Source organism: Amphritea sp., assembly GCF_050300915.1.
GTDB lineage: Bacteria > Pseudomonadota > Gammaproteobacteria > Pseudomonadales > Balneatricaceae > Amphritea.
The window spans coordinates 65,111-73,650 of the sequence record NZ_JBNKYN010000012.1 but is presented as its reverse complement, the minus strand read 5'-3'; the positions used below and the strand labels follow the sequence as shown (position 1 = coordinate 73,650).

Sequence of the window (8,540 nt, the reverse complement as noted above, 5' to 3'; positions counted from 1 at the left end):
TCCTTGCTCTTTGTTCGGTTTATTCAGGCTCGATGGCGTTAAAATCTTTAACCTGAGGGTGTGCGGCATTGGCATCAAGAGCCTCAGCCTCGCGCAACAGCCAGCAGGTCTGCATCCCGGCCTCTTGCGCGGCATCCAGCTCCTCTTTGATATCGGACAAAAACAGGATCTCAGCAGCAGGCAGGCCCACATCGGCAGCAATCTTCTGGTAAGCACTCGCCTCCCGCTTATGGCCGATATTCGTATCATAGTAACCGCTGAACAGCGGTGTCAGATCACCGAAATCACTGTAACCAAATAACAATTTCTGTGCTTTGACCGAACCCGATGAAAATACATAGAGTTTTAACCCTTGCTGCTGCCACCGTTGCAGATACTCATAAGCATCGTTATAAAGGTGACCGGTAAAATCCCGCTGTTCATATCCAGTCACCCAGATAAGCCCCTGCAGGCTTTTCAATACGGTCACTTTTTTATCCTGCTCTATCCAGTCAAGAAATGCACTGATCAGCGTTTCCAGGTCGGCCTCAGGCTGACCCAGTTCGATCCGGGCATCGCTCAGCACAGACTGCACAGCGGCATCATCCGAATGGCTGCGCAAAAAACCGGGCAGATGATCATAGGCATAGGGAAACAGCACCTTATGGACGAAATTAATATCCGTCGTTGTGCCTTCAATATCGGTCAGAATCGCTTTAATCGTCATGGGTTACCTTTTATAGACTCTTTACCACAGCCAGACGGCGCATCTCCAGCTCACAGGCAAACAGAAACTCCAGCCCTTCCAGATGACGACGTGCCTCATTCACATCATGCCCCCAGGCATAGAGGCCATGACCACGCACTAAAAATCCCCAGTTGAGGGGTGTTTGCTGCCAGCGTAAAGTTAGCTGCTCTGCCAGTGCCTGCATATCCTGAGTATTATCGAAGACCGCCAACTGTATAACAGGCTCATGACTCTGATTTCCCGCTAACGATTTCTGCATCTCATAGCCGGACAGTGCCAGCCAGTCGTGCGTCTCTAATCGTGACAACACTGTAGAGGCGACTGAGTGGGTATGCAGCACCGCACCGATAGCAGAATCCAGCTGATACAACCGGGTATGCAGTAATGTCTCCGCTGAGGGTTTAAGCTTGCTTTCAACAGGCTGACCATCCAGATCCACGATCAGCAGGTCGGCATCCGTTAACCGTCCTTTATGGCGTCCTGAGGCCGTTACCAGAGCCTGATCATCGGATAACCGCGCAGAAAAATTACCACCGGTCGCCGGACACCAGCCCTGTGCGTCGATCCAGCGGCCTGCGTCGATGAGGACTGATGAAACAATAGCTGAAGGAATGGCTGCTCGCATGAATCTGTATCCACTGTAAAATTGCAAGCTAGTGTACTCGATTTTATGCCGCTGACGAAGCCTGTTCTCACCGGACGTGCATCCCGTATCAAACGACACTCAGACTAACCAGAGTTACTATTTCGGGTAACAAACCCGCCTGTCCGGCATCACGCTTCCTCCCGTAAGTGCCATAATTAAGAAGCAACGCCGCTGTGATTGCACCCAGAGTTTACAGCCCCAGTGCAGCTCCGCTTTATTCCCGGTACTTATTTAAGGCGCACCATCACCCGGGCGCTTCAGAGAGACAGATTGAAACCACTGATGAAAGACGATTACCCACACCTTATTCATATCAAAACCCATGCTGAACTGGCCCTCTACGAACTGATACCGGATGTGGTCTGGATCTTTGATCTGGATAAACATGGATGGTGGTGGGGCAACCAGCCCGCGCTGAAGTTCTGGGGGCTCAGCCAGCTGGATGAGCTGGTTAACAAAGATCTGTCCGGCGATACCCAGGGCGCCCGTGACCGGACAGCGCAGACCTTTGAACTGGCTGTCAAAAACGGTCTGACGATTGATCCCTGGACCACCTATCCTGACGGCAAACCCAAGACTCTGTATATGAAACACCGGGCTGTGCTGGTCGGTCCTGAGCGTCACCGGGCGATCATCGCCTATATCAACGAAGAGGTTAATCTGGGAGATACACCGGAAAACCTGCTGCTGGTTGAGGCGATGCGCTATACCACCGTGATGGTCACCAGCTTCACCTTTGAGGGGGAGATCGTCATAGAAAATCCGGCGGCAACCGAAGCCTATAAACATCTCGCCGCCAAACAGCCTGACGAATGGTCAGCCTTCAGTGCCCGCTTCGCCGTCCCGGCAGAGGGTGAATCCCGATTACAGCAGGCGATCAGTGACAAAGGGGGACGCTGGACCCACCTGATGCGCACCAGCACAGGCTTACGTCAGCATACCCTCGATATTCGCATTACCCGTCACCCCCTGAGCGGTGATTTTTTGATTCTGATGGCTGAATATGATGTGACACCGCTGTATGAAGCGCTGGATGAAGCCCACCAAGCCCAGGAAGAGCTGCGCAAAATGGCCCATTATGATGCGGTGACCGGCCTTCCCTCACTTAACTTTTTGCTGCAGCATGCGCCCAGCTATCTGGCCAGAGCGGAACGCAGCAGACAGCAGCTGGCGGTGATGTTTATCGATCTCGACGGCTTTAAAACGATCAATGATAGCTGGGGTCACGATACTGGCGACCGGGTATTGCGGGAGATCGCCCAGCGCTTATCAGGCTTATTACGCGAAGCGGATCAGATCGCCCGTATCGGAGGGGATGAGTTTATTATTCTGGTGGATGATATTCGTGATAGAACCAGCGTAACGACCGTAGCAGAAAAGATCATCCATCGTCTGGAGGAGAAGATAATCCTTAAAGATTCGACCGTCATCCCCACTCAGGTGAGTGTCAGCGCCAGCGTCGGTATCTCCCTCTTTCCTGATCACGGTAAAACGCTGGAGCAGCTGATCAAAGTTGCCGATAACGCGATGTATCGTGTTAAAAAACACGGCAAAGCAAATTACTCGATTGAAAACAGCCCGGATCATGACCCGGCACGCTAGTCTTCACCACTAGGGAAGAGAAACAACCGGCCGCATACTGGGGAAAAATGATCTTATTCTGCCATCTCGCCACAGAGGCTCTGAAGCATCAACTCTTTAACCCGGTCTGCAGACTGAGTTGCCAACAGAAAGTGTAGTTTGGTAAAAGCGGCTTCCAGCGTCAGATCGCTGCCGGGAATGACGCCGATCCGGTTCAGTGTTGCTCCGGTCGCATAGGCGCCCTGGCTAACCTGCCCCTGAAGACACTGAGTCACATTGACGATAATAACGCCGCGTCTGACAGCGTTTTCCAACTCCGCCATCAACTCGCCGTTGGCGTCCGGAGGATTACCCGCGCCATAGGTGTGCAACACCACCCCTTTAACAACCGGGCGGCTCAGCAGATCGCGGACAATACCTGCGGAGATGCCCGGATAGATCGGCAAAACCACCAGCGCATCTGGATTAAAATCGGGGACGTTAAAATCACTCCTGCCGTGCCGTAGCAACCGTTCAGCATGCAGCTCGATATGGATTCCTGCCTCGCCTAACCAGGCGTAATTAGGCGAATCAAACGCATCTAAGGCGCTGCTTTTAAGCTTACTGGCACGATTGCCACGCAGCAGACGTCCATTAAAGCAGATACAGACCTCGGGAATATCATAAGCTGCGACAAACATCATCGATGTCAGCAGATTATCACGTGCATCATTACGCAGCTGCGCCAGAGGGATCTGCGAGCCGGTGACGATCACCGGTTTATCCATCCCCTGTAACATAAATGACAACATTGAAGCGGTATATGCCATGGTATCGGTGCCGTGCAACAGAATAAAACCGTCGTACTGCGACCAGTGCGCTCTGATTATCCCGCCCAGCACTGTCCAGTGGTGTGGTTGCAGGTTGGAACTGTCGATCAGTTGCTCCAGCTCCAGCACCTCAAACGCTGGCAACTGAGCGTCCCCGGGTCCGCTTAACTGGGCACGTAGCTGCTGTTCAAAACCGGCCACCGGCACATAACCATTTGCCGAAGCCTGCATACCGATGGTGCCACCGGCATAGATAATCAATATTTTTCGTTTCATAGGCTAATTAAACACTGCCACGAGGAGATAAAAAAGCCCGGATAACACCGGGCCTCAATTCATTATGCCTGTAACTTCCAGCTAACCTTCTCGCCAGCAAAGAATGGCACGATTGGGCGACCGTCTGGCAGAGTAATCTCTGCTGGCAGGGTCCACTCTTCACGTACCAGAGTAATACTGCCTTCATTACGCGGTAAACCATAGAAATCGGCACCAAAGTTACTGGCAAACCCTTCCAGTTTATCCAGCGCACCCAACTCTTCAAACACATGAGCATACAGCTCAATGGCACTCCAGGCACTGTAACAACCGGCACAACCACAAGCATTCTCTTTAGCTTCTTTGGCGTGGGGTGCTGAATCGGTTCCCAGAAAAAACTTAGGCGAACCCGCCTGCACCATCTGTCGCAGAACCGCCTGATGGGTATTACGTTTTAATACCGGCAAACAGAAGTTATGGGGACGTACGCCACCAACCAACAGATCATTTCGGTTTAGCAGCAGGTGCTGCGGCGTAATGGTAGCCGCGACATTATCAGAGGCATCCTGTACAAAGTGCGCCGCATCTGCGGTGGTAATATGTTCAAATACAATTTTCAGTTGCGGAAAACGCGCAACGATTTTACTCATCTTCTGATCAATAAACTCTTTTTCGCGATCAAAGATATCGATATGGTGATCAGTTACCTCGCCATGCACCAACAGCGGCATCCCCTGTTCCGCCATCACCTCGAAGACCGGATACATCGCTTCCAGATCAGTCACCGCAGCCGCCGAGTTGGTTGTAGCGCCCGCCGGGTAGAGTTTAGCGGCAACCACACCTGCCGCTTTCGCGGCAACGATATCTTCACCGCTAGTGGCATTGGTGAGGTAGAGGGTCATCAGCGGCTCAAAAGCTGAGCCTGCAGGACGTGCGGCCATAATCCGTGCTTTGTAAGCCATCGCCATTTCAGCATTGACCACCGGCGGCGCCAGATTTGGCATCACTATCGCCCGCTGAAAACAGCGCGCGGTGGCCGGAACTGTCTCTGACAGCATATCACCGTCACGAAAATGCAGATGCCAGTCATCGGGGGTACGGATAGTGAGGGTTGTCATAAAGCGGGAATCCTACGCACAGAGAATATTGAGTCGGGTATTATAGCGGTGCCTGAGCAGGGCGAAAAGCAAACTGCAGGCTTTCACCGCCATCCGGATGAAAAGACTTGAAAATCTCGCCATCGATCCCAATTTTGCAAACTACCGGAGGATCGCTTCTGACGAAGAAGCACCCGGTTTCTACATTGATTTATTTTATATCGCTTCTTATGGAGGATATCTTATGAACACAATTGACCTTACCCCACTCTATCGCAACAGTATTGGCTTTGACCGGCTAGCCTCGCTGCTGGACAGCGCGCTCAGCAGCAATACCCTCTCATCCGGCTATCCCCCTTACAACATCGAGGCTCTGGCTGATAATCGCTACGCCATTACGCTGGCAGTAGCCGGGTTTGAAAAGTCGGATATTGAGATCTCAGTCGAAAAAGATGTTCTGATCGTGAAGGGAGCAAAACCTGAAGATGAGCAGGTGAAATATCTCTACAAAGGGATCGCACACCAAACCTTCGAACGTAAGTTTGATCTTGCAGAACATGTTGAGGTTTGCGGTGCCGAGCTGAAAAACGGTCTGCTGAATATTACTCTGGTGAAAGAGGTACCCGAGGAGATGAAGCCACGAGAGATACCGATTAATGACCTCCAGACGCAACCCCGGCAATCGCTGGATCATCAGCCTGCAACGCGAGAGCAGGCACACTGAGACTCTACAGCTCGGCTGCCCCTGTGGCAGCTGAGCTATTTTATAATAACGGCTGACGGTGTTTGCTATGGGAAATAAGTTATCCACAATCATCATATTTCTATGCAGCCTCATCTTCGGCCCGAGCGTTTCAGCCGGTCTGCCGGTGAGCCTGCCAGATCAGGGCCCCCTGCCATCCCTGGCACCGATGCTGGAAAAGATCAATCCGGCAGTGGTCAATATCGCCACCTACTCAACCCAGATTAACCGCTATAACCCGCTTCTTAACGACCCCTTTTTCCGCCGATTTTTTAATATTCCTGATGAACAGCTACCACAGTATCAACCGTCGGAAAGAAAACAGCAAAGCGCCGGTTCCGGGGTAATCGTTAATGCCAGTGATGGCGTTGTCGTGACTAACTATCATGTTATCAAGGGCGCTGATGAGGTGCAGGTAAGCCTGATTGATGGCAGAAGTTTTGCCGCAGAGATCATCGGCAGCGACCCGGAAGTGGATATCGCCACATTAAGAATTAAAGCTGAAAACCTCGCAGAGGTCCGTATAGCCGATTCATCTGCGGTGCGGGTTGGCGACTTCGTTGTTGCCATCGGCAACCCTTTCGGACTAGGTCAGACGGTGACAACCGGGATTGTCAGTGCCATCGGCCGCAGCGGTCTGGGCATAGAAGGATATGAAAATTTCATTCAGACCGATGCCTCAATCAACCCGGGCAACTCAGGCGGAGCGCTGGTCAATCTCCGGGGAGAACTGGTAGGGATCAATACTGCAATTATCGCCCCGGCTGGAGGCAATGTCGGTATAGGCTTCGCGATTCCGGCCAATATGGTCAGTGCCAGTATGCGTCAACTACTCGCCTATGGCGAAGTAAAGCGGGGCGCTATCGGCATCGCCGTACAGGAGATAACGCCACAACTTTCGGAAGCCTTTAACCTGAAAAATAGCCAACAGGGAGTCCTCATTACCCAGGTAGACAAACACTCTCCGGCTGCGGCCGCCGGTATCGAAGCGGGGGATATCGTCACCTATATCAACGCAACCAAAGTAAGGTCACCTGCCCATTTTCGCAGTCAGATATCGATGTCAGTGATCGGAGATATACTTAAACTGAGCATTTTGCGGCAGAACAAAACACTGGCCCTGGACGTCAGGGTGGTTGCCCGCGAAGAGCTGAGCTATAGCGGCAACAGCATGCACCCGTTACTGGAAGGCGCGCAATTTAAAAATAATCCTGACGGCGGGGTGGTGGTTTCCGGGCTGAAACCGAATTCCCGGGCGGCCTACAGTGGTATTCGTCCCGGCGATATTATTGTCAGTGCTAACCGGATTGCGGCGCATGACATTGAAACCCTGCGTCGGGCACTGAGTCAAAATGACTCATCAGTACTGCTGAAAATCATCAGAGATAATATTTCACTGTTTCTGGTGATCCGCTGAGTTAACCGAGAGAGCTTTACTGGCTACACGAAGACTGAAGAAGTTTGAGCTTCGCAGAACGGGATAGCGCCTTGATCTGCGCTTCCCGTTTGCATGCGGCCGAACGATTATCACAGGCTTCCTGGTACACCAGACTAACCGGCCGACGAACCCGGGTATATTTTGCCCCCAGCCGGTCACTCAGATTATGCTCATTAGTCCGGCGTTGGGTATCCGTTGTCACACCGGTATAGAGTGTGCCGTCAGCACAGCGAAGGATATAGACGTACCAACCGGACATCGCGGATGGCATCAGAGAAAAACCAGTTTGCTCATATCCACTTCGACCCCATCAACTGAGGCCAGAAACCTCGCCAGCAGAGGGTTCACCTGATCAGGCTGTTCCAGCGTCAGCATATGTCCGGCATTTTCAATCCAATGAAACTGACTCTCAGGCATCAGCTGATACATCTCTTCAGCTTCTGTCTGTCGATGCAGCCGGTCATGCTCACCTGCAACCAGCAGGATTGGACAGCGAATAGTTGCAACCTCATCCAATAAGGACTGACGCTGCAACAAAACCCGGCATAATGCTGCGATTCCGCTAATTTGCGCAGGTTGCAGGAACATCAGATCAAACCGCAACGTTTCCACCAATGCCGGATAAAGAGCCTGTGTATGGTCAGTAAAAAAGAGTTCGACAATAGCATCCAGCACCTCAGCAGGAATCTCCCCCATCGGTTCAACCATATTGATCAGTTGCAGTAAATCGCCATGATTTTCAGGATTTTCAGCGCCCAGATAACTTGAGATCAGCGTCAGACTGGCAACCTCATCCGGGTAGGTCATCGCCAGCAGAGCGCCCCAAAGTCCCCCGGTTGACATGCCCAGCACACTATAGCGATCAATACCCAGTTGCTGCATCAGCAGATGATAATCCTCCGCCAGACGCGCGATACTCAGATCACTCTCATTCACAGGTTGGGACTGACCATGGGACCAGAGATCAGGAACGATACAACGGAAATGTTGGGAGAGCAGTTTTAGCTGAGGCCCCCAGACCCGGCCATCCCAGAGAATGCTGTGTGCCAGAAGTAACGGAAACCCCTCTCCCTGATCCAGATAGTGCATCTCCCTACCATTGATTATGCAGCTGGGCATAGTGTTTCCTTAATTTGCGGTTTTAAACAGGGCTCGGATGAAACGGGTAAACGCCCAATATAGAGAAAACTCGGCTATTGCAACAGCCACGGCCGCGCAGGAAAGCGCAAAGACTACCCATTACAG

Annotated in this window: 9 protein-coding genes; 3 read left to right on the top strand and 6 right to left on the bottom strand. The window is 52.0% G+C overall.

What is annotated here, in order from left to right:
• Positions 1-19 precede the first annotated feature (19 nt).
• Both mtnC and ACQY8X_RS05320 read right to left on the bottom strand, forming a co-directional pair.
• Positions 20-706: an acireductone synthase gene (gene mtnC, locus ACQY8X_RS05325; RefSeq protein WP_428034111.1), complete on the bottom strand. Its 687-nt coding sequence runs from the start codon at positions 704-706 to the stop codon at positions 20-22.
• A gap of 10 nt (positions 707-716) precedes the next feature.
• Positions 717-1,352, bottom strand: coding sequence for a methylthioribulose 1-phosphate dehydratase (locus ACQY8X_RS05320; protein ID WP_428034110.1), 636 nt, complete (start codon positions 1,350-1,352; stop codon positions 717-719).
• 303 nt (positions 1,353-1,655) lie between these two features.
• On the opposite strand from ACQY8X_RS05320, the gene ACQY8X_RS05315 reads away from it, so the two are divergent.
• Positions 1,656-2,975 (top strand): diguanylate cyclase domain-containing protein, encoded by a 1,320-nt coding sequence (locus ACQY8X_RS05315; RefSeq protein WP_428034109.1) that lies wholly within the window; start codon positions 1,656-1,658, stop codon positions 2,973-2,975.
• 53 nt (positions 2,976-3,028) lie between these two features.
• Here the strand turns inward: ACQY8X_RS05315 and ansA are convergent, their stop codons facing one another.
• Both ansA and pyrC read right to left on the bottom strand, forming a co-directional pair.
• Positions 3,029-4,039, bottom strand: coding sequence for an asparaginase (ansA, locus tag ACQY8X_RS05310; protein WP_428034108.1), 1,011 nt, complete (start codon positions 4,037-4,039; stop codon positions 3,029-3,031).
• A 62-nt stretch (positions 4,040-4,101) separates the two neighbouring features.
• Positions 4,102-5,136: a dihydroorotase gene (gene pyrC, locus ACQY8X_RS05305; protein ID WP_428034107.1), complete on the bottom strand. Its 1,035-nt coding sequence runs from the start codon at positions 5,134-5,136 to the stop codon at positions 4,102-4,104.
• A gap of 223 nt (positions 5,137-5,359) precedes the next feature.
• On the opposite strand from pyrC, the gene ACQY8X_RS05300 reads away from it, so the two are divergent.
• Complete coding sequence (locus tag ACQY8X_RS05300; RefSeq protein WP_428034106.1) at positions 5,360-5,839, top strand: Hsp20 family protein; 480 nt, start codon at positions 5,360-5,362, stop codon at positions 5,837-5,839.
• Positions 5,840-5,906: 67 nt separating this feature from the next.
• Complete coding sequence (locus tag ACQY8X_RS05295; RefSeq protein ID WP_428034105.1) at positions 5,907-7,274, top strand: Do family serine endopeptidase; 1,368 nt, start codon at positions 5,907-5,909, stop codon at positions 7,272-7,274.
• Between the two features lie 16 nt (positions 7,275-7,290).
• Here ACQY8X_RS05295 and ACQY8X_RS05290 read toward each other — a convergent pair whose 3' ends face one another.
• Together ACQY8X_RS05290 and ACQY8X_RS05285 are read right to left on the bottom strand one after the other, a co-directional pair.
• The gene (locus ACQY8X_RS05290; protein ID WP_428034104.1) at positions 7,291-7,566 is read right to left on the bottom strand and encodes a GIY-YIG nuclease family protein; all 276 of its coding nucleotides are present in this window, start codon (positions 7,564-7,566) and stop codon (positions 7,291-7,293) included.
• Positions 7,566-8,414 carry an alpha/beta fold hydrolase gene (locus tag ACQY8X_RS05285; protein WP_428034103.1) on the bottom strand — a complete coding sequence of 283 codons (849 nt, stop codon included), beginning with the start codon at positions 8,412-8,414 and terminating at the stop codon, positions 7,566-7,568. The genes ACQY8X_RS05290 and ACQY8X_RS05285 overlap by 1 nt, the downstream gene beginning before the upstream one ends.
• Positions 8,415-8,540 lie beyond the last annotated feature (126 nt).

Coding starts and splice junctions, on each gene's coding strand:
- ansA (WP_428034108.1), bottom strand. CDS start 4,039: ATGAAACGAAAAATATTGATTATCTATGCCGGTGGCACCATCGGTATG.
- ACQY8X_RS05315 (WP_428034109.1), top strand. CDS start 1,656: ATGAAAGACGATTACCCACACCTTATTCATATCAAAACCCATGCTGAA.
- ACQY8X_RS05320 (WP_428034110.1), bottom strand. CDS start 1,352: ATGCGAGCAGCCATTCCTTCAGCTATTGTTTCATCAGTCCTCATCGAC.
- mtnC (WP_428034111.1), bottom strand. CDS start 706: ATGACGATTAAAGCGATTCTGACCGATATTGAAGGCACAACGACGGAT.
- pyrC (WP_428034107.1), bottom strand. CDS start 5,136: ATGACAACCCTCACTATCCGTACCCCCGATGACTGGCATCTGCATTTT.
- ACQY8X_RS05300 (WP_428034106.1), top strand. CDS start 5,360: ATGAACACAATTGACCTTACCCCACTCTATCGCAACAGTATTGGCTTT.
- ACQY8X_RS05290 (WP_428034104.1), bottom strand. CDS start 7,566: ATGCCATCCGCGATGTCCGGTTGGTACGTCTATATCCTTCGCTGTGCT.
- ACQY8X_RS05295 (WP_428034105.1), top strand. CDS start 5,907: ATGGGAAATAAGTTATCCACAATCATCATATTTCTATGCAGCCTCATC.
- ACQY8X_RS05285 (WP_428034103.1), bottom strand. CDS start 8,414: ATGCCCAGCTGCATAATCAATGGTAGGGAGATGCACTATCTGGATCAG.